The organism is Guyparkeria hydrothermalis, from assembly GCF_023555385.1.
Taxonomy (GTDB): domain Bacteria; phylum Pseudomonadota; class Gammaproteobacteria; order Halothiobacillales; family Halothiobacillaceae; genus Guyparkeria; species Guyparkeria hydrothermalis_A.
In genome coordinates this window covers 2,255,322-2,275,324 of sequence record NZ_JAJSED010000001.1, presented here as the reverse complement: position 1 = coordinate 2,275,324, position 20,003 = coordinate 2,255,322, and the positions used below count along the sequence as shown (strand labels likewise).

The following is a 20,003-nucleotide window of genomic DNA, read 5'->3' as shown; positions in this document are numbered from 1 at the left end:
TTCACGCCATGCCAAGCGGTTTATGCTCGGAGCAGACACGTGACAAAACCAGCACCCGGGAAGTGGAAATCATGCAAGGAATCGCAACACGTCTGACCTCGTCACTGCGCCTGATCGTCGCGGCGAGCCTCGCCACCGCCCTGCTCGCCGGCACATCCGCGAGCGCGGCCACGATCTACAAATCGGTCGACAAACACGGCAACGTGACGTTCTCGCAGACGCCGCCGAAGGACCGCCCCTCCCAGACCATCGAGGCGAACGCTCCACCTGCGACCGAAACCGCCGACACGACTTCCAACAAGGAAGAGGCGCCAGCTGCGGACAACGATCGGGCCACCGATCCGACGACCGAGGTCAAGGTAGTCGACCGCGACAAGGCCCGCGAGACGTGCCAAAAGGCCCGTGAACAACGCGAGGCCGTCGCCAACAGCGGCAACCAGCTGATGGTCGAGGACGAGGCCGGCAAGTATCAGCCGATGACCGAAGAGCAACGCCAGGAACGCCTCAAGCGACTCGATGCCATCATCGAGCAAGCCTGCACTGCCGCCGGCGAGTAACCCGGCACCAACGCGGAACCATCGGCCGCCTTCGGGCGGCCGTCTTGTTTGCACGCCCTCGACGCCTCGTCACGGCTGCCGGTACAATTCGGCCTCCCCGACTGTGTCGCCCGCGACGCAGCGCCCCACACAACCCGCACTCCGAAACCCAAGCGAGACCCTCATGCGAGCCAGCCAATTCGCCATCAACACCATGAAGGAAACCCCGGCCGAGGCGGAGATCGTCAGCCACCAGCTGATGCTGCGTGCCGGCATGCTCAAGAAGCTGGCCTCGGGGCTCTACACATGGTCACCACTCGGCTTGAAGGTCCTGCGTCGCGTCGAGGCAATCGTGCGCGAGGAAATGGATGCCGCCGGCGCGCTCGAGCTGCTGATGCCGGCAGTCCAGCCGGCCGAGCTGTGGGAAGAATCGGGCCGCTGGCAACAGTACGGCCCCGAGCTGCTGCGACTGACCGACCGGCATGGTCGCGATTTCTGCTTCGGTCCGACCCATGAAGAAGTGATCACCGACTACGCGCGGCGCGAACTCAAGAGCTACCGCCAGCTGCCGGTCAACTTCTACCAGATCCAGACCAAGTTCCGCGACGAGATCCGCCCGCGCTTCGGCGTCATGCGGGCCCGCGAGTTCGTCATGAAGGACGCCTACTCCTTCCACGCCGATGCCGAGTCGCTCGAGCAGACCTACCAGGTCATGTACACGGCCTACAGCCGCATCCTCGAGCGCATGGGGCTGGCGTGGCGCGCGGTGGTCGCCGACACCGGCTCGATCGGTGGCAACGCCTCGCACGAATTCCACGTGCTGGCCGACTCGGGCGAGGACGCCATCGCCTATGCCGTCGACGGCGAGTACGCCGCCAACGTCGAGATGGCCCCCACCTTCCCGGTCGACGAGCCGCGCGCCGAGCCGACCGAAACGATGACCGAGGTAGCAACGCCGAAGGCGCGCACCATCGAGGAAGTGGCAGCGACGCTCGACCTGCCGGCTACACGCACCGTCAAGACCTTGCTGGTCAAGGGCGCCGAGACGCCGGCGGTGGCACTGGTGCTGCGCGGCGATCACGCGCTCAACGAGATCAAGGCGACCAAGCACCCGGCCATCGCCGAGCCGCTGACCTTCGTCGACGAGGCCGAGGTGCCCAAGCTGACCGGCGCCTCGGTCGGCTCGATCGGCCCGGTCGCCCTTGACATCCCGGTGATCGCCGACCACGCCGCCGCGGCGCTGACCGACTTTGCCTGCGGGGCGAACAAGAACGGCTACCACCTGACCGGCGTGAACTGGACGCGCGACCTGCCCGAGCCGGAGACGGCTGACCTGCGCGACGCGGTCGCCGGCGACCCGGCGCCAGATGGACAGGGCAAGCTCGACATCTGCCGCGGCATCGAGGTCGGCCACGTCTTCCAGCTGGGCGACAAGTACAGCCGGACGATGAACTGTGAGGTACTCGGCGAGGACGGAAAACCGATCACGCCGCTGATGGGCTGCTATGGCATCGGTGTTTCTCGCATCGTCGCTGCAGCGATCGAGCAGAACTTCGACGACCGTGGCATCCGCTGGCCGCAACCGATCGCGCCGTTCACGGTCGCCATCGTGCCGATCGGCGCCAACAAGGACGAGACGGTCATGGAGCGGGCGGAGTCGATCTATGCCGACCTGCGGGCACGCGGCATCGAAGTGATCCTCGACGACCGCGGCATGCGCCCGGGCGCGGCCTTCGCCGACTGGGAACTGATCGGCGTCCCGCTGCGCGTGGTGGTCAGCCCGCGCGGACTGGCTGCGGGCCAGCTGGAGGTCCGCCGTCGCGACGCCACGGAGAGTGAGGACATCCCGGCAGACGGGTTGTTCGAGTGGCTCGACGCCCAGATCGGCTGACCGGCCGCTCGCGGCGCAGAACGAGAACGGGGCGGGATGATCACTCCCGCCCCGTTTTTCATGCGCGCCTTGCGGGTAACGATCAGTCGCCCGGCAGATCCAACGTGACTGACTGACCAGCGCGCCAGTCGAGTTCGCCCCGTTCGATGCGCACCTCCACCCGGTAACGGGTCTCACCACCCGCCTCGGTCTCGGCACGAATGGCATCCACCTTACCCGTGCGACTTTCCCCGCCGCGCCTGACCTCGATCTCGTCACCCAGCGCAATCACGCCAAGTTGGTCGGCGGTCAGCGGGGCCACGGCGATCAACTGATCGGACCGGGCGATTTCGATCAGCGTCGGCGGCGTCAGCTGCGGCGAGACCACCTCACCGACGGCTGTATTGACGGCCAGCACCCTTGCCGCGAAGGGCGACTCGAGCTGGGACTGGTCCCGCTGCCAGGCCCTTAGCGCCGCCTGCGCCCGTGCCCGGTCACGCTCGCCCGCCGCCCGCTCGCGCTCGATGATCGCCAGGGCCCGCTCGGAATCCGAGCCAACCGTCCGGTCGTAAAGCGCCTGAACGCGCTCGGCGTCCAGGGCGGCCTCGTCGGCCACGAGGGCCAGCGCCTTGATCTCCGCGACGGCCATCCGATGACGCTGGTCGAACGGGGTCGGGTCCAGCGCCAGCAACAGCGCGCCCGGCTCGACCCGCTCGCCGGCACGCACCGGCAGCTCGGCGACCACACCGGAGACCGGCGTCGACAGCGACACCCGGTCGGCGAATGTCAGTTCGCCCTCCACCTCGCCCGCGAGACCAGCCGGCGACGTGCCGAGGAGCAGCAGGAACGCCAGCGTCCTGCGTACGCCGTCCTGCCCCGTATTGAATACCTTCATGACGCTTCCTCCGTGGCGCCCGACGCGCCGGCTGATTCCTCGGTCGCCCCCAGCAGCACCGTCTCCAGCGGACGGTTCGTCAGCAACGCGATCTCCGCCCATCGCGTCGCCAAGGCGTAAGTGGTCCGCATGCGCTCGAGCCGTGCCACCGACATCTCGACCATGGCATCGCCGAGATCGGCCGCCTTTTCCATCTGGTAGAGCGTCTGCTTGCGCATGAAATTGAGTTCGGCAAAGTTCTCCAGCGCGACCACCCGCTGCCGGCCAATGGAGCGATGCAGACGGATCATCTCCACCAGCTCGGTGGCGTAGGAACGAATATCCGCCTCGCGCTCGGCCAGCTCGGCCACCGCCGCCATCCGCTCGGCCTGGGCGGCCGCGATCTCGGCATTGCGCGCACCGCCCCGAAACAGTGGGAATTCCAGGTAGACCCCGGCGCGGAACGGGTCACGCATGGAACCCTCGCGGGTGTAGTAATCGGCGTTGATCTCGCTGTGAATGCTGGGAAGGTTCGAACCACGCGCCGCTACGAGGGCCGACTCGCTACCGTCGACCTGACGGCGCAGCGCGGCAAGCCGCAGGTCCTGCTCGAGAGCCGAGGCGATCAGCTCATCGGCGTCAGGCGCCTCGCGATCGAACAACGACTCGAGATCCGGGGCCTCGAGGGTTCGTGGCAGCACATCCGGCCGACCGGCAATCTCGGCAAGATGGCGTCGGCTCAAGCGACGCTCGGCATCCGCCCGACCCCGCTCCAGCATCACCTCCTGGTAGTCGCGCTCGAACACGGCGATGTCGTACTCGGAGGTCTGTCCCAGCTCGCGCCGGTCGCGGGCACGGTCGTAGCGGATGAACAGGATGGCCATGCGCTCGTTGAGCATCTGGTAGCGCTGGTCGGCAAGCAGCACATCGAAATAGGCCCGCAGCAATGCCAGTCGCTGGCGCTTGGCCTGATCGAGCAGGGCGAGACGGGCGCCGTCCACACGCGCCTCGGCCGCTGCCTCTCGTTCATCCTGTCGACCGAAGTCGAACAGCTTCTGGCGCAACGACAGGCCGGCCCGATGATCGTCGTGCTGATCACTCTCCGTGGCCAGCTCACTGGGTTCAACGTAGCGCAGCCGCCCCTCGAACATTGCCTGAGGCCGGTTGGCGGATCGCGTCAGCTGCTGCTCGGCCAGCCGCCGCTGGTAACGGGAACGGGCGGCGACCACGCCGTATTGGCCTTCGAGAGGGAGGGAAAGCAGTTGCTCGAGCGAGAGATCCTCAGGCAAGGGGGCGCCATTGGCCAGTCGACCCTGGTCGATCACCGGCGGCGGTGGCGGGGTCGCATCGGCAGCCGCGGGCATTGTGGCCCCCGTCACCAGCAACCCCAGCGCCAATCGCCACGACTTCAGCACCCCATGGCGCCGCCGCACTCTCTCTGGCCTGTCCATCGACCTGCTCTCCCTGTCGTGACGCGAACGCGTCAGCCGCCCGCGACCATCACTGCTGCTTCTTGAACTTGAAGAAGTTCATACCCGGCTCCTGATACGCTCCGGAAGCCACGAATTTCATCAGGAGCAGGAACTCCTCGGCGGACTGGGTCGGGCCGGTGTACCGCAAGGCGGGCTTGCCTTCGGTGTCGAAGAAGATCATGACCGGGGTGGCCCGTACGCGGTGCTCCTTGAAAGCGAAGTCCTTTTCCTTGACCTGCTCCCCGTTGGGGGCGGTCATCATCACGTCGCCTTCGATGTCGATGCTGACCGTGACGAAATGCTCGTCGATATAGGCCTGCACTTCAGGGTCGGTGAACACCTGGGTCTTCATGCGATGACAGAAGGGGCACTCGTCCATCTCGAAGAACGCGAACACACCGGCCTTGCCGGCATCGCGCGCGGCCTGCACGTCCGCCTGCAGATCCTTGAAGGGATCATCCCAGAATCCTTCCAGCGCCTGCGCCTGCGCCGCGCCCGTCATGACGAACGCCAGCACAAGCAAGACCACGGCAAGGAACTCCCCCCACCGGAATGTACTCACACGATCCATGCAACGCCTCTCGTCCCATTCGGCATCGAACTGCCACCATTCGACATACGGAAAATCAAAGGGCCAACCAGCCTTCCGGTCGCCGGCAAACGATGTCGCCCGGCAGGCCGCTCGGCACGGGGTGACAGACCACCCTCAGGGCGAGGTTATTGCTAAACTCGACGGGCGGCAACCGAATTGGCTCGACCGATCAACCCGATGCCGCGAAATCCGAACCCGGACCCCCGCGTGGACATTCTCATCCTCTACTACAGCCGAAGCGGCAACACCGAGGCCCTTGCCCGGCAGGCTGCCCGTGGCGTCGAGCAGGTCGAGGGCATGACCGCCCGCCTGCGCCGCATCCCCTGCCCCGACGGCCAGCAACCGACCGAGGGCGACCCGGAGGTGAACGTCGACGACCTGCGCGAGTGCCACGGCCTGCTGCTCGGCAGCCCGACCTACTTCGGCGGCATGGCCTCGGCGGTCAAGCGCTTTCTCGAGGACACCAGCGGGCTCTGGTTCCGCGGCGAACTGACCGGACGCCCCGCGGCGGTCTTCACCTCGACCGGGTCGATGCACGGCGGCCAGGAAACCACGCTGCTGTCGATGATCGTGCCACTGCTCCATCACGGCATGCTGATCACCGGCATTCCCTACCAGCACCCCGCCCTGGTCCATACGCAGACCGGTGGCACCCCGTATGGCGCAAGCCATACCGCCAACGACCACCCTCAGCTCAGCCGGGACGAGCGCGACCTGACTCGCGCCCTGGGCGCCCGGGTGGCCGAAATCGCGAGGCAATTGGCCTGATGCGCGGCGCGACTACCGCCGAGGGGCTCCCGCTGTGGCCGCTGCGACTGATGGCCGCCAGCCTGCTGGTCGTGGTCGCCGGCTACGGGGTGATCGCCTTCGGCGGTGAAGCCGAGGTCCGTCCCGGCCTGGTGACCACCGGCCTTCTGCTTCTCCCGGCGGTCGCGGTGCTGCCGGGACTATGGCGTGGCCATTACAAGACCATGGTCTGGGCCGCCCTGTTCGCGTTGTTCTACCTCCTTGTCGCAAGCACCGACGCCTGGGCGGCAGCCGCCAACCGCGGCTGGCACCTGCTGATCGCCGTCGCGGCCACGGTCGCGTTTCTCGCCGCGTGGTGGCACAGCATCCAGCGCCGCCGCACACTCAAGGGTCGCGCTCGCCGCCGGCACGCCGACACCCAGTCACCATTGAACGCACAGCCAACATCAAACGCAGAGGATTCGTGATGATCGAGAAGTGTCTCTTCCCCGCCGCCGGCTACGGCACCCGTTTCCTGCCCGCCACCAAGGTCATGCCCAAGGAGATGCTGCCAATCCTCGACCGGCCACTGATCCAGTACGGCGTCGAGGAGGCCTTCGAAGCCGGCATGACGCAGATGGCCATGGTCACCGGCCGTGGCAAGCGCGCGCTCGAAGACCACTTCGACGTCAACTACGAACTCGAGCACCAGATCCGCGGCACCAAAAAGGAGTCCATGCTCGCCTCGATCGACCGCCTGATCGAGAACTGCACCTTCTCCTACACCCGCCAGCTGGAAATGCTGGGTCTCGGGCACGCCATCCTCACCGGCGAACGGCTGGTCGGTCACGACCCGTTCGGCGTGGTACTGGCGGACGACCTGTGCGTGGGATCGCCGGTCGGCATCATGGCCCAGATGGCCACCATCTACGAGCGTCATCAGTGCTCGGTGATCGCCGTCGAGGAAGTCCCGGAACAGGACATCCACAAGTACGGTGTCATTGGTGGCACGCCGATCGACGACGACGTCATCCAGGTCAGCGAGATGGTGGAAAAACCCTCTGCCAACGAGGCGCCGGGCAACCTCGCCATCATCGGTCGCTACATCCTCACGCCGGATATCTTCGACATCCTGCGCCGCACCCCGCCGGGGACTGGCGGCGAGATCCAGATCACCGACGCCTTGCGCGAACAGGCTGAACAAGGCAAGGTGGTCGCCTACCGGTTCAAGGGACGGCGCTTCGACTGCGGCAGCCCATCGGGCTTCGTCGCCGCCACTAACCACTTCTATCACCTCAGCACGCGCTAGGCATCTCACGCCCCCGCGTGCGGGGAACCTCCCCGCGTACCTTCTGTCGCAGGCGGGTTCGGGAGGCTACCCCAAATCCACAGCCGTCCACGTGAGGCAAATCAATGCAAGTTCAAAACGACCACGTCGTTTCCATCGACTACACCCTGAAAAACGATGCCGGTGAAGTCATGGACACCTCCGAGCAGAACGGCCCGCTGGCCTACCTGCACGGTCACCAGAACATCATCCCGGGTCTGGAAAAGGCGCTGGAAGAGAAGTCGGTCGGCGACAGCTTCACCGTCAGCATCGAGCCGGCAGAAGCCTACGGCGAGCGCGACGAGCGAATGATCCAGACCGTGCCGCGCTCCATGTTCCAGGGCGTCGACGAAATCGAGCCGGGCATGCGCTTCCAGGCACAGACCGAAGGCGGCGTCACCGTCGTGACCATTAAGGAAGTCAACGGCGACGAGATCACCCTCGACGGCAACCACGAGCTGGCGGGCGAGACCCTGCACTTCGACGTCGAGGTCAAGGACGTGCGCCCGGCCTCCGAGGAAGAGATCGAGCACGGCCACGTCCACGGCCCGGGCGGTCACGAGCACTGATCCGCACCGACCGGACTCCCGTCGCGTCAGCCGCGGCGGATACGAAAAAGGCAGCGCCACGGCGCTGCCTTTTTTGTGCCCGACCGGCGCGGATCAGCCGACCGGTTGGTCCGACTCCTCCGGCTGACCCTCCGCTCTCGGGAAGATCGACACATACGCCGCGTACATGGCCGCCCAACCCCATGGCACCAGCAGGATCGCGCTCAGGCCCACCGTCAGGGGCACCGTCATAAACAGCGCCAGCCAGATCAGGCCGAAGATCAGCATCGGCACCCAGTTGAACCACACGGCACGGAAACTGGCGGACAGGGCCCCTCGCACCGTGTCACCCGCCAGCACGACGCGTGGGATGGCGAACAGCATGGCCGACAGGTAGACCACGTAGAGGCCGATCACCAGCAGCCACAGCCATATCGCCGCGCCGGACGTCAGGACCGGCAGCAGCTTGGCCGCCCTCTCGCTGTCGCTGATCTCGGGATTGTTCAGCGCCGCCATCCCTCCTTCCGGCATGGCCGCCGCCAGATAGCCGGCGACCAGGAGCAGCATCGCGAGATTCACCAGGATGGTCACGCCACCCAGCGCCAGCAACGTGCGCCATGGCGCCCCGTTCGAGAACTGGGAGAAGAGCAGGTCGAAGCCGATCGGCTGCTCGCGGGCCAGCGGCTCTTCCTCGGCCCGCTCGAGTATCTGGGCGATCCGGACGAAGATCATGATCACGCCGCCGCCCAGCAGTGGCGCCAGCAGGTAGCCGGCGCCCATGCCGATCAACGGCACGAAGCTGGTCAGGAAGATAAGCAGGTACATCAGCAGGACGCTGCCGATGACCAGGCCGGGCCGTGTCTTCAGAAGCTGCCAGCCACCCGCGATCCAGCGGGCGCCGGAACTGGCCGGTCGTTTGCGCATTGCGTAGACTCTCGTTCGTTTTGATTCATGTCCCCCGTTCCACGGGAACGGACACAATGGTAACCAAAGTTGGAACCCTGCATGCTGCAAGCCATTCTTTTCGACGTCGACGGCACCATGGCCGACACCGAACGTGACGGCCATCGCGTGGCCTTCAATCTCGCCTTCCGCGAGGCGGGACTCGACTGGCACTGGGACGTGCCCACCTACGGCGAACTGCTGGCGGTAACCGGCGGCAAGGAACGCATCCGCTACTTCATCGACAGCTGGGCACCGGAAGTTCCCGACGTCGACGACCTCACGGTCTGGATCGCCGGCCTGCACAAGGCCAAGACGGCTCATTATCTCGAGCTGCTGCGTCAGGGCGAGATCCCGTTGCGCCCCGGCGTGGCTCGCCTGATCGCCGAGGCCCGCCAGGCAGGAGTGCGACTGGCCATCACCACGACCACCACGCCGGAGAACGTCACCGGCCTTCTGAAGGCAACGCTGGGGGACGACAGCCCCGACTGGTTCGAGCTGATCGCTGCCGGCGACATCGTCCCGGCCAAGAAGCCGGCGGCGGACATCTACCACTACACCCTCGAGCAGATGAACCTGTCGGCGAACGAGACGATCGCCCTGGAGGATTCGGCCAACGGCGTGCGCTCGGCGCGCGATGCCGACGTGCCGGTGATCGTCACAGTCAATGACTACACCGCCGGGGACGACTTCGACGGCGCGATCGCGGTGCACACGGATCTGGGCGAGCCGAACGAACCCGCCGAGACCCTCGCCGGGCCGGCGCCCGAGCATGGCGTGATCGACCTGGGCTACCTCAAGGGCCTGCTCGAGCGGTGACTCGACCGGCACCTCGCGTGCCGCCCCTGTCGGGCGGCGAGCAAATCGCCTAGACTGAATTCACGATCCACGCCCGAGTAAAGGCCCCTCATGAGCGCTCCCACCCCGGATTGGTCCGAGCAATTCGACTATCAGGCTTTCATCGACGGCTTCGAGGAAGTCACGTACTGGCACTTCGACTGGTACTCGCGGATCATGGCGGTGCTGCTCTATCGCACGCCCCGCCCTGCCCTGAGCGAGCACGAGTGCCGTTTTGGTCGGTTCCTGGAAAGCCATGGTGCCCCGCCGGGACGACAGGCCGAGTTCGACAAGGTCCACCAGCTGCACGTGAAGATGCACAAGTCGGCGGACACGCTGCTGACGAGCGCCGAAGGTGGGGAGCAGGCGGAACGCGAATCCTTCGACGAGTTCGTCGAGCTGCAGAGCCTGTTCCTGGCGACCTGCTTCAACCTGATGCGCGACGCCTACAGCGACAGTTGCCTGCTCGCCCATCGCCAGACCGACTGAGCGGTCAGAACGCGGCTACAGCCAGAGTTCGAGCGGCGCGTAGTTGATCAGTGCGCGCAGGATGTCGCTGCGCGTGACCACGCCGATCACTCGCGGCGGATCCTCGCCCTGGTCGACGATCGGCATGCCACGGATGTCCTGGTCGATCAGCACCCGGGCGAGCTCGCGGATGTTCGTCTTGGGGCCGGCGGTGAGGACCTCGAAACGCGAGATGGCTCCCACCGGCATCTTGGCCAGATCCGTGTAGCGAATCCGCTGCCGGGTAATATCCCCCCGCGTGATGATCGCCTCGATCCGTCCGTCATCCCCCATCACCGGCAGCAGGCCGATGCCACGGTCGGCCATCAAGTCACGGGCCCGCCCGACGGTATCGTTGATGCCGATGGTGATCGGCGGCTTCGACATGATCTGCTCGGCCAGGGACACCGGCGCCGGCTCCCGGTTGACCGCCCCCGACGCCTCGTAATAGGCACGCAGCCGCTCGGCGCCAGCACCGCCGCGGGCGCCCCGCTGGAAGGAGGTCCCGCCCCGGTCTTCCCGTACGGCGCGAACCGGCTCGACCATCATGGGCGGCCGCAGCAATCCCGGCGACGTCGCCTCGTCGATGGTCACGGGATCGCTCACCCCACGCCCGAAGACCGTAAAACTCATGGCAGTTTCCTCATCTGTACTTCGAGGTTATCGGCCCCATACCGGCACAACTTGAGCCAAGTAATTGACCCTACGCCGGCTAGGCCGTTCCCTGACCATTCGGCACCCCCGACCCCACCTCGCGCTCTCGCTCCGAGAGCCACCGCCGGTAGGGCTCCAGCAATGCGCGCTGCTCGACCGACCAGTGCTCATCGTGCTCCAGCCGCTCCAGCTCGGCACGCAGACCGGGGAAGTCGCGAGCGGACGGATCCCCCTCCTGCGCCTGGCCGGGGCGTAGCTGATCGACCAGCCTCCTGTGCCAGCGCTCCCTGCCCGCGGCGTCCAGGGCCTCGGGCAGGTTGCGGGCCACGAACCCCTCCACCAGTTCGGGCAGGCGATCGTCCTCGAACGACCAGGCCATGAGATCGCGGGCATGATCGATCGCCTCCTGCCGCGAGCCAAGCGAGCGCGCCCGCTGCCACCAGTCATCCATATGACGACGATCGGCCGGGGGGACAAACCCGGCATAGAGGGACTGCTCGACCGGCTTGGGCGGAAATTCGCCCTCGGTCAGCTCGAGCGCGCCGATCAGCCGCTCCCTTAACGCCGGCAGGTGCTCACGGAATCGCTCGGCATGCAGGGCGATCCGCTCCCGGTCGATGACCATGCGCTGGGCGACGCCTTCACGATCGAGCGCGTCGGCCGGCAACACCACCGGCACCCGGTTGAGATGGATGGACTTTATCGGGAGGCGCAGCTCGTCCCAGTCGCGCTCGGCATCCTCGGGCGGGCTCTTGAGAAACCGCCGTTCGGCCCAGGCCTCGGCGTCAAGATCCAGCCACGGCAGCGGGTCGAAGCGCAGGTCCCAGCATTCGCGTCGATTGCGGTTGCCGTCGACCTGACCGAACGAGCAGAACATCGACGCCGAGGCGACGCGCGCCGGCAGCCGCGGCGAGACGTGCAGAAACGGCGAACTATCGGGCGAGTCGATCAGTCGGGCCACCTGTCGCTTGTCCCGGGCGGCCAGCAGGTACTCCCAGAGCGCCGTATCTGCCTCGCGCAGCCGGCGGGCCAGGTCGATGGTCGCCTCCACGTCCGAGAGCGCGTCGTGCGCGTGCTCGTGCGTCAGCCCGTTGACCGCCGAGAGCTCGGCCAGCCGCAGGGTCGGCCGACCGTCGCTGCCGACCGGCCAGTTGAGCGCACCCGGCACCAGCAGACGATACGCGCGGGCAGCGTCGAGCACGTCGAAACGGCTGTTGCCGTCGGCCCACTCGTGACGGTAGGGGTCCATGAGGTTGCGCCAGAAGAGAAAGCGCAGCATCGGCGCATCGAAGCGCAGGTTGTTGAACCCCACCACACAGGTATTCGGCTGACTGACAAGCCGATGGATCCGGTTGGCGAGGTTCGCCTCGCTGTCGGCCCCGGCCAGTTCCGGGGCATCCGGCAGGATGCCGGTGGTCATCACCGCCGCGGGGTGCGGCAGGCAATCCTCAGGCACGCGGGCGTACCAGACCACCGGCTCGCCGATCGGCTGCAATGCCATGTCGGTGCGGATCGCGGCGAACTGCAGCGGCCGGTCGAAGGCCGGGTCGGCGCCGGTGGTCTCGAGGTCGAAAAAGAGAAAACTGGGTGGTGCACTGGTGACAGACAAAGCCGGCTCCCTGGCATGACGTGGAATCAGTCCGCTGACGGTATCACCGGCAGCAGCGTACCGAGGCGCTCGGGCCGGCCGGTCAGACGCCAGTGGTAGATCACCATCCCGGCCAGCACCGCCCGGGCGTAGGCCCGCGTCTCGTCGAACAGGATCGTGTCCACCCAGACATCACCGGGCAGCGGCACCTCGGGCAGCCAGTCCCGAACCCGCCCCGGACCGGCATTGTAAGCGGCGATGGCCAGCGGGTAGCGCTCGTCGAAGCGCTCCGCCATGTGACCGAGATAGGCCGCCCCGAGGGCGATGTTCGTGCCGGGGTCGGTCAGGCGAAGCGGCGCGAGGCCCAGGTCGGCCTGCCGGTTGATCCAGCGCCCGGTCGCCGGCATCAGTTGCATCAGGCCCTGCGCGCCCACGCCGGAACCGATGTCGCGCATGAACAGGCTTTCACGCCGCATGACCGAATACACCCACGCCGGCGGGATGGCCTGTCGTTCCGCCTGCGCCTCCACCAGGGAACGATACGGCGTCGCGTACCGGGCCGCCAGCCATTCGGGATCGTGGAAGGCCTTCATGCGGGCGAGCACTACGGAGGCACGATCAGCCCAGCCGGCCTGGTCGGCCAGCCAGGCCAGCGCGGGAAGACGCTCGTCGGCCACATTGTCCAGCGCGTGCTCGAACAGCCGGCGGGCGTCCTCCGGGCGATCCAGCCGCTGCAACGCGAACGCCAGCGCGAGCCACGGCCGACCCTCCAGATCGGCGACGGCCTCGTCGGCCGGCTGCGGGGGCTCGATGGCCTCCGCCGGAAGCGGATAGCGGATCCCGAGACGATCGGCCGCAAGAAAGCCATGGTAGTCGGGCGTCTCGGCCAGCTCGCGCCAGGCCTGGCGGGCCGCCGTTTTCTGGCCAAGGCGGTGATCCGCTTCGGCGCGCCAGAAGCGCCATTCGCGCTCGGCGGCAATCTCCTCGGGCATGGCGTCGATCGCCCGCTTTACCCGCGACCAGTCGAGGTGACGCAGGGCCGAGCGCACCGTCCAGGTCCAGACCTCGTGATCGCGCGCCGAGAGCGGTACCTCGCGCAGCCACTCGTAGGCCTGCGGTTCGTAGCGGTAGGCCGCCTTGAGAGCCGCCAGTCGTGCCACCGACCCGGCCTGTTCGTCATCGACCAGCTCCAGGCGGGACGCTCGTTCGAGAAGCTCACGCGCACGGGCCGGATCCTTCTTGGCCAGCCACAAGAGCCCCTGGGTGATCGCCTCGGCGTCACCCTCGGCCTCGATGCGCTCGGCCACGGCGGTGGCCGGCCGATCACGCAGCGCGATCCAACGATCGCGATAGGCGACTAGCCCCGTCGGCCCACGCCGAACCAGGTAGCGGGCCAGTCCGTCCTGACCCGCCGTTACCGCCGCCCGGATACGCGCCCGGTAGGCGGCCGCGTCCAGATAGTCGTTGGACTCGAGCCAGGCGAAGGCCGGGTCGCAGGCCTCCGGCTGGCTGCGGCCTTGCTGCCATACCGCCAGCGCCTCGTCGGCCTGATCGCCGGTGAGTGTTCCCTCGAGCGCGAGCTCGGCCTCCCAGTAGGCACACTGCCGGCGCGTGCCGGCCGTGATCTCGGGCGCGCGCTCGAACACCAGCTGGTACTGCCCCCAGGACTCCTGTTCGGCAAGGTGGTCGAGGTAGCGACGCTTGAGAAGAGGCGCCAACGGGTCCTGGGGGTGCTCGCGCAACTGCGCGGCGACGGCGGCTGGCTCCTCGTCGACCCGTTCGAGCAGCCAGCGCGTCTGCAGATAGAGCCGGATCGATTCGCCATGCGTCTGGCGTTCGACCGTTTCTAGCGCCAGACGGAATCCGGCTCGATCGTGTCGCTCGATGGCCTCCAGCCCGGCCGCCAGTCCCGCCGGCGGCTCGCCCTGCAGGTATGCGGCGCCAACCGCGTCGACCGACGCCACGAACATCGGGGCGACGAGCAGCATCGGCAGGAAGCGGAGCAGACGCGGCAGTGGGAACGACAGGGGGGCGGACATGGGCATCACTTTACGCTTTCGGATGACGGTGGTTGGACGGGCCCGTGTAGGATGCCGAAAAAGGCCTTGAGTTCGTCGCTTGGCGACATTATCCATTCGTCAACGCAATCGATAACCGACCGAACCGAGATGACCAGCACGCCCCCGTCCCAGGACCGCTACCACGGCCGCTTTGCCCCGACCCCGTCCGGGCCGCTGCACGCCGGCTCGCTGGTCGCCGCGCTGGGCAGCTTTCTCGATGCCCGTGCCCAGGGCGGGCGCTGGTCGGTACGCATCGACGACACCGATGAAGCGCGCAGCCGCCCGGAGGCCATCGATGCCATCCTCGCCCAGCTCGAGGCTCACGGACTCAAGCCCGATGGCAGCGTGATCTTCCAGAGCCGTCGGCGGGATCACTACGAGGAAGCACTGGAACAACTGGCTGAGGCCGGACGAGTCTATCGCTGCGGCTGCACCCGCGCCCATCTGCGGGCCTGGGCAGCCGAACACGGCCAGACGATGGGTGCGATCGGTCCGGTCTATCCGGGCTTCTGCCGCGAGAAGCCGGCCGCCGAGGACGAGCGCCATGCCCTGCGATTCCGTGTCGGTGACACCGAGCGCCGGGTTGCCGACCGGCGGCTGGGCTCCATCCGCCAACGACTCGCCGCCGAGGTGGGCGATCCGGTCCTCCGCCGTGCCGACGGCCCGATCGCCTACCATCTCGCCAATGTGGTCGATGATGCCGCGATGGGCATCACCCAGGTGGTCCGCGGCGAGGACCTGGCGGAACTGACCCCGCTGCACGTCGAGCTGGCCGAGGCCCTCGGCCTGACAGCACCCGGCTACTTCCACCTGCCGCTGGTCAACGGCCCGGACGGCCGCAAGCTGAGCAAGACCAATCACGCCCGGCCACTGGACAACCGAGAGGCCGCGGCGAACCTCGACGTCGCGGCGGCCGTTCTCGGCCTCCAGGCCACGAGCGGCGCCTCGATCAGCGAGCGACTGGACCGCTGGATCGGGGAGTGGCGACAGCGCCACCCGCTGCCCGCCGCCCCAACGTGACGCGGCCTACTTGAGCCCCATGCTCTCGTAGAGGGTGCGCGCGCCGCCCTCGAGGAACCAGTAGTCCTCGGCGCCCTGCGCCTCGAGGTAGTACTGCAGCCAACGCACCTGCTTGCCGGTGGCGTCGAGGAAGAACATCGGCCGCCCCTCGCGCATGGCCGTCTGCACCAGCCCATTCAACTCGCGGTTACCGGTGGTCAGCGGCACGTGCCGGTCCCGCATCTGGAACAGCGACACCCCCTGACGCTGCTCCTGGCTGCGGATATCGACGATCAGCGGATCGGTGCTCGCCACGATACGGCCATAGAAGTCGTCTTCCGGCAAGAGATGCGACTGGAACTGTTCGTCGGCGATCAGGCGGTCGGCGCTTTCCAGCGGCGCGCCGAGGAGCGTGGTGTGCTCCGGATGGGCCTTTGCCCAGGCGAAGACGCCCGCATCGTAGACCCGCACGCGGGACAGCCCGGCTTCCCGGGCCTTGATCGCCGCCTTGTAGGAGACCGAGCAGGTCACCCCGTTGCAGTAGAACACCAGCGGTTGGCCCGAGGCTTCCGCCAGCGACTTCACCGTGGCATTGAAGGATGCCGAGGCGAGCGGGACGGATCGGGCGTCCTTGATGTGGAGCGTCTCGTATTCGTAGGTCGAGCGCGCGTCGACCACGGTGACCGAATCGAGGGTTTCGGCCAGTTCGGCCGTCTCGATCGGCTGCAGACCGACCGACTCGTACTTCTCCCGCAGCGGAAAGTCCTCGGTGGCCCAGGCCGACGGCGACAGCCACGCGAGCGTGGCGGCCAGCATCGCGGTCCCGATCAGGCGGCCGGTCATCGCCCTTTTGCGCCGCCTGACATTACGGCCTTCCATCCCTGTGTACGCCATGCGTATATTCCCTCATCTGACAATCCGAATACCGGCAACATACCGCCTTCTTCTCGCCCGGCGCAAGGCAATACATTCACGACTTGCCCCGCCTGCTGGGGGCTGATTAAATCCCGGCTCGGGCCGTTGCCCTCCACCCCATTTCACTCGGGAACCGCCATGCCCCGCCTGCTGACTCATCACCCGCTGCCCGGAGCCGTCCGAGGCCTGCTCTCCGCCCTGCTGACCGTCGCCGTCCTGACCGGCTGCGACCGCTCCCCGCCGGAACACGCATTCCTGCCCTGGGATATCGAGATCAACGATCACGGGCACGTCTCGGTGTTCGGTGTCACCCTCGGCGAATCCACTCTGCTCGACTTCAAGCGCCTGTACGGCCAGAAGGCGGACCTGGCGATGTTCACCAAACCCGACGAGCCGATCACGCTCGAGGCCTACTTCGGCCAGATGGCCGTCGGGCCGCTGACCGCCAAGGTGGTGCTGATCGCCGAGGTCGACACCGCCACGCTGGAACGCTGGGCCGAGCAGTCACGCATCGCCGACCCGACGCCGTCGGGGGCGCGCAAGCTGTCGATGTCCGATGAAGCACTGCTGGAAGCGCAGGAAAAGCCGATCCGCTCGATCAGTTACGCCCCGAGCGCCGACTACGACAGGGAATTGATCACCCGTCGCTTCGGGGAGCCGGCCGAAGTCCGGACACTGGCGGACGGTCGCGACGAGGACGAGCCCCCAGCCGAACTGTGGCTCTACCCGAAAAAGGGATTGCTGATCACGGTCGAACCCGGCGACAAGGAGCTGTTCCAGTACATCAACCCGGGTCAGTTCGACCGGCTGCTTGCCGGCACGGTGACCCAGACCAGCGGCAACGCCCCCTGACGGACGCGAGTCAGCGCGGTCAGTCCGTGCTGTAGTCGCCGTGCTCGCGGGTGGCGAGGAAGCGCACTTCGGGCCAGCGCTCCTGCGCCATCTGCAGGTTGACCCGGGTGGGGGCGATGTAGACCAGATCGCCGGCGTGATCGAGGGCCAGGTTCGCCTGGTTCTTGTTCTTGAACTCCTCGAAACGCTTGGCATCGTCGCATTCCACCCAGCGGGCGGTGTTGACGTTGACCGCCTCGAAGCGGCAATCGACCTTGTACTCGTCCTTGAGGCGCTGGGCGACCACGTCGAATTGCAGCACGCCCACCGCGCCCAGGATCAGGTCGTTGTTGGTCATCGGCCGGTAGAGCTGGGTCGCGCCCTCCTCACAGAGCTGCGAGAGCCCCTTGAGCAACTGCTTGGACTTGAGCGGATCCTTGAGCTGCGCCCGACGGAACAATTCCGGGGCGAAGTTGGGGATGCCGGTGAAGGCAAGCTTCTCGCCCTCGGTGAAGGTGTCGCCAATGCGCACCGTACCGTGATTGTGGATGCCGATGATGTCGCCGGCCTGGGCCGTCTCCAGCCGCACCCGATCGGAGGACATGAAGGTCAGCGCATCCGGGATCTTCACGTCACGGCCGAGCCGGACGTGATGTGACTTCATGCCGCGGCGGAACTCGCCCGAGCAGATGCGCAGGAACGCGATCCGGTCGCGGTGCTGCGGGTCCATGTTCGCCTGGATCTTGAAGACGAAGCCGGTGAACTTGTCTTCCGACGGGTCGACGGTACGGCCGGTCGCCTCGCGTGGCTGCGGCGCCGGCGCATACTCGACGAAATCGTCGAGCAGCGACTGCACGCCGAAGTTGTTCATTGCCGAGCCGAAGTACACCGGCGTCTGCTCACCGTTGAGATAGGCCTCAAGGTCGAACTCGTCGGCCGCCCCCTGCACCAGTTCGATCTCGTCACGCAGCTCGTCCGCCTGGCTGCCGATACGCTCGTCAAGCTCCGGGTTGTCGAGCCCCTTGATCGCCTCGACCGCCTGATCGCGGGTGCCGTCAGCGGTGCCATACAGGTAGGTGGTGTCCTGCGCGATGTGGTAGATGCCACGAAAGCGCTTGCCGCTGCCGATCGGCCAGGTCACCGGGGCGCAGCGGATGTCGAGTACGGTCTCGACCTCGTCGAGCAGTTCCAGCGGATCGCGACCCTCGCGGTCAAGCTTGTTGACGAAGGTCATGATTGGCGTGGTGCGCAGGCGGCAGACCTCCATCAGCTTGATGGTGCGCGCCTCGACGCCCTTGGCCGCGTCGATCACCATCAACGCCGAATCCACCGCGGTCAGCACGCGGTAGGTGTCCTCGGAGAAGTCCTCGTGCCCCGGGGTATCGAGCAGGTTGACGATCCGCTCGCGATACGGGAACTGCATCACCGAGGAGGTCACCGAAATACCGCGCTCCTTCTCCATCGCCATCCAGTCGGAAGTGGCGTGGCGCCCGGACTTCTTGCCCTTGACCGTGCCGGCGAGCTGGATCGCGCCGCCGAACAGCAGCAGCTTCTCGGTCATGGTGGTCTTGCCCGCGTCGGGGTGCGAAATGATCGCAAACGTCCGGCGGCTGGAATAATCGTTTTCGGGAGTGGTGCTCATGAATTCTCGGAATAGGCAGTCGCTCGCCGCGCCGCGTCGGTAACGGCGGCGAGCCGGTAAAACGTGATCAGGACAGCAGGCGACGCATCACGCGCGCATCCTCGCGTCCGCTTGGGGCCGGATAATACGCCTTTCGGTGGCCGATATCCGCGAAGCCGGCGCTCTCATACAATCCGATAGCAGCGTGGTTGCCCGCACGCACCTCGAGCAGGACGCAGCTCGCCTCGGCCGCCCGAGCGCTGGCGATCACTCGTTCGAGCAGAAACCGGCCGGCCCCGGATCGCTGGATCGTCGGCTCGACACAGAGATTCAGCAGGTGCCATTCGTCGAGCACCGCCATGACCACCGAGTAGCCGACGAGCTCGCCATGTCGAAAGGCGCCGTCGAGCCGATAGCCGGCACGCAGGCACTCCTCGAACACCGCCTCGCTCCAGGGATACAGGTGGGCAGCCTCCTCGATGGCGAGCACCTCGGGCAGGTCCTCGACGGCCAGCGCCGCCCAGTCCCAGCTCGGGCGTTCGGCCGGCGCGACGCTCATGTGCGCGACCGACGCGAGCGCGCGGCCAGGGCCCGCCACAGGCGCCGCTTGGCCTGCCCGTCGCCCGCCAGCGTCGACAGCTCCCAGGTTTCGCCAGCGAGGGTCAGCCGATCGCCCTCGCCCGTTTCGCAGGCCAACCCGGCCACCCGACCGATCGCCTCGGCCAGCGCACGGTGAGGCGACCCGGCCGCGACGCTCAATCCGTCCGCCGGCGAGGCCGCGGGAGACTCTTGCTGGACCGATTCCTTGCCGGTCGACTCCGGTTGGATAGCAGCCGCTGCGGCCTGCGGTGCGACAGCTGGCCTAGTCGACGCCGGTGTGTCGGCTGCTACCGGCTGAGCCGGCGCATCGGCCGATTCGACCGGGTCGATACCCGGACCAGCGTCGACAGGCAGCTCATCGGCATACGCTGCCGGATGCGCATCGAGTTCGACCGCGTCCACGCCGCGCCTACCGGCCGGCAGCGGGACCCGGCCACTAGGCCGGTAACCCTCGATGCCGAGCCAGCTCAATGCCGCTTCGCGGTCGACCCGCAATCCCATGAT

The 20,003-nt window shown here is 67.1% G+C and carries 21 protein-coding genes; 10 read left to right on the top strand and 11 right to left on the bottom strand.

Annotated elements, in window-relative coordinates:
* Nucleotides 1-71 precede the first annotated feature (71 nt).
* Both LV476_RS10610 and LV476_RS10605 read left to right on the top strand, forming a co-directional pair.
* A complete protein-coding gene (locus LV476_RS10610; RefSeq protein ID WP_250075978.1) occupies nt 72-557 on the top strand; it encodes a DUF4124 domain-containing protein in 486 nt (161 codons plus the stop codon).
* Nucleotides 558-720: 163 nt separating this feature from the next.
* A complete protein-coding gene (locus LV476_RS10605; RefSeq protein ID WP_250075977.1) occupies nt 721-2,427 on the top strand; it encodes a proline--tRNA ligase in 1,707 nt (568 codons plus the stop codon).
* Nucleotides 2,428-2,509: 82 nt separating this feature from the next.
* Here LV476_RS10605 and LV476_RS10600 read toward each other — a convergent pair whose 3' ends face one another.
* Genes LV476_RS10600 through LV476_RS10590 form a run of 3 tightly spaced genes read right to left on the bottom strand, consistent with a single transcriptional unit; the run spans nt 2,510 to nt 5,281 of the window.
* Complete coding sequence (locus LV476_RS10600; RefSeq protein WP_250075975.1) at nt 2,510-3,301, bottom strand: efflux RND transporter periplasmic adaptor subunit; 792 nt, start codon at nt 3,299-3,301, stop codon at nt 2,510-2,512.
* Complete coding sequence (locus LV476_RS10595; protein WP_250075973.1) at nt 3,298-4,731, bottom strand: TolC family protein; 1,434 nt, start codon at nt 4,729-4,731, stop codon at nt 3,298-3,300. Before LV476_RS10595 ends, LV476_RS10600 begins: the two co-directional genes overlap by 4 nt.
* 49 nt (nt 4,732-4,780) lie before the next feature.
* A complete protein-coding gene (locus LV476_RS10590) occupies nt 4,781-5,281 on the bottom strand; it encodes a thioredoxin family protein (protein WP_250075971.1) in 501 nt (166 codons plus the stop codon).
* A 240-nt stretch (nt 5,282-5,521) separates the two neighbouring features.
* Here LV476_RS10590 and wrbA point away from each other — a divergent pair, with 240 nt between their 5' ends.
* The 4 genes from wrbA (at nt 5,522) to LV476_RS10570 (ending at nt 7,966) form a co-directional block, all read left to right on the top strand.
* Nucleotides 5,522-6,112: an NAD(P)H:quinone oxidoreductase gene (wrbA, locus tag LV476_RS10585; protein ID WP_250075969.1), complete on the top strand. Its 591-nt coding sequence runs from the start codon at nt 5,522-5,524 to the stop codon at nt 6,110-6,112.
* The gene (locus LV476_RS10580) at nt 6,112-6,558 is read left to right on the top strand and encodes a DUF2069 domain-containing protein (protein ID WP_250075967.1); all 447 of its coding nucleotides are present in this window, start codon (nt 6,112-6,114) and stop codon (nt 6,556-6,558) included. The genes wrbA and LV476_RS10580 overlap by 1 nt, the downstream gene beginning before the upstream one ends.
* The gene (gene galU / locus LV476_RS10575; RefSeq protein ID WP_250075964.1) at nt 6,558-7,379 is read left to right on the top strand and encodes a UTP--glucose-1-phosphate uridylyltransferase GalU; all 822 of its coding nucleotides are present in this window, start codon (nt 6,558-6,560) and stop codon (nt 7,377-7,379) included. The genes LV476_RS10580 and galU overlap by 1 nt, the downstream gene beginning before the upstream one ends.
* A gap of 104 nt (nt 7,380-7,483) precedes the next feature.
* Entirely contained in the window at nt 7,484-7,966 is a 483-nt protein-coding gene (locus LV476_RS10570; RefSeq protein ID WP_250075963.1) for an FKBP-type peptidyl-prolyl cis-trans isomerase, read from the top strand.
* A gap of 93 nt (nt 7,967-8,059) precedes the next feature.
* On the opposite strand, the gene LV476_RS10565 is transcribed toward LV476_RS10570, so the two are convergent.
* Nucleotides 8,060-8,869, bottom strand: a complete 810-nt coding sequence (locus LV476_RS10565) for a BPSS1780 family membrane protein (protein ID WP_250075962.1) — start codon at nt 8,867-8,869, stop codon at nt 8,060-8,062.
* Nucleotides 8,870-8,950: 81 nt separating this feature from the next.
* Here LV476_RS10565 and LV476_RS10560 point away from each other — a divergent pair, with 81 nt between their 5' ends.
* Nucleotides 8,951-9,706, top strand: coding sequence for an HAD-IA family hydrolase (locus tag LV476_RS10560; protein WP_250075961.1), 756 nt, complete (start codon nt 8,951-8,953; stop codon nt 9,704-9,706).
* 90 nt (nt 9,707-9,796) lie between these two features.
* Nucleotides 9,797-10,213: a CZB domain-containing protein gene (locus LV476_RS10555; protein WP_250075960.1), complete on the top strand. Its 417-nt coding sequence runs from the start codon at nt 9,797-9,799 to the stop codon at nt 10,211-10,213.
* Between the two features lie 15 nt (nt 10,214-10,228).
* Here LV476_RS10555 and LV476_RS10550 read toward each other — a convergent pair whose 3' ends face one another.
* From LV476_RS10550 to LV476_RS10540, 3 genes are all read right to left on the bottom strand, one after another.
* Complete coding sequence (locus LV476_RS10550) at nt 10,229-10,864, bottom strand: CBS domain-containing protein (RefSeq protein ID WP_250075957.1); 636 nt, start codon at nt 10,862-10,864, stop codon at nt 10,229-10,231.
* A 79-nt stretch (nt 10,865-10,943) separates the two neighbouring features.
* Complete coding sequence (gene sbcB, locus LV476_RS10545; protein ID WP_250075955.1) at nt 10,944-12,494, bottom strand: exodeoxyribonuclease I; 1,551 nt, start codon at nt 12,492-12,494, stop codon at nt 10,944-10,946.
* A 26-nt stretch (nt 12,495-12,520) separates the two neighbouring features.
* Nucleotides 12,521-14,512, bottom strand: a complete 1,992-nt coding sequence (locus LV476_RS10540) for a lytic transglycosylase domain-containing protein (protein WP_250075953.1) — start codon at nt 14,510-14,512, stop codon at nt 12,521-12,523.
* A gap of 129 nt (nt 14,513-14,641) precedes the next feature.
* Between LV476_RS10540 and gluQRS the strand changes: the two genes are divergently transcribed.
* Nucleotides 14,642-15,553, top strand: coding sequence for a tRNA glutamyl-Q(34) synthetase GluQRS (gene gluQRS / locus LV476_RS10535; RefSeq protein ID WP_250075951.1), 912 nt, complete (start codon nt 14,642-14,644; stop codon nt 15,551-15,553).
* A 6-nt stretch (nt 15,554-15,559) separates the two neighbouring features.
* On the opposite strand, the gene LV476_RS10530 is transcribed toward gluQRS, so the two are convergent.
* Entirely contained in the window at nt 15,560-16,426 is an 867-nt protein-coding gene (locus LV476_RS10530) for a rhodanese-like domain-containing protein (protein ID WP_250075950.1), read from the bottom strand.
* A 159-nt stretch (nt 16,427-16,585) separates the two neighbouring features.
* Here LV476_RS10530 and LV476_RS10525 point away from each other — a divergent pair, with 159 nt between their 5' ends.
* Entirely contained in the window at nt 16,586-17,299 is a 714-nt protein-coding gene (locus tag LV476_RS10525) for a hypothetical protein (protein ID WP_250075948.1), read from the top strand.
* Between the two features lie 19 nt (nt 17,300-17,318).
* Here LV476_RS10525 and LV476_RS10520 read toward each other — a convergent pair whose 3' ends face one another.
* The 3 genes from LV476_RS10520 to LV476_RS10510 form a co-directional block, all read right to left on the bottom strand.
* Nucleotides 17,319-18,920 (bottom strand): peptide chain release factor 3, encoded by a 1,602-nt coding sequence (locus LV476_RS10520; protein ID WP_250075946.1) that lies wholly within the window; start codon nt 18,918-18,920, stop codon nt 17,319-17,321.
* Between the two features lie 67 nt (nt 18,921-18,987).
* Entirely contained in the window at nt 18,988-19,458 is a 471-nt protein-coding gene (gene rimI, locus LV476_RS10515) for a ribosomal protein S18-alanine N-acetyltransferase (protein ID WP_250075944.1), read from the bottom strand.
* Entirely contained in the window at nt 19,455-20,000 is a 546-nt protein-coding gene (locus LV476_RS10510) for a hypothetical protein (RefSeq protein WP_250075942.1), read from the bottom strand. The genes rimI and LV476_RS10510 overlap by 4 nt, the downstream gene beginning before the upstream one ends.
* Nucleotides 20,001-20,003: the final 3 nt, after the last annotated feature.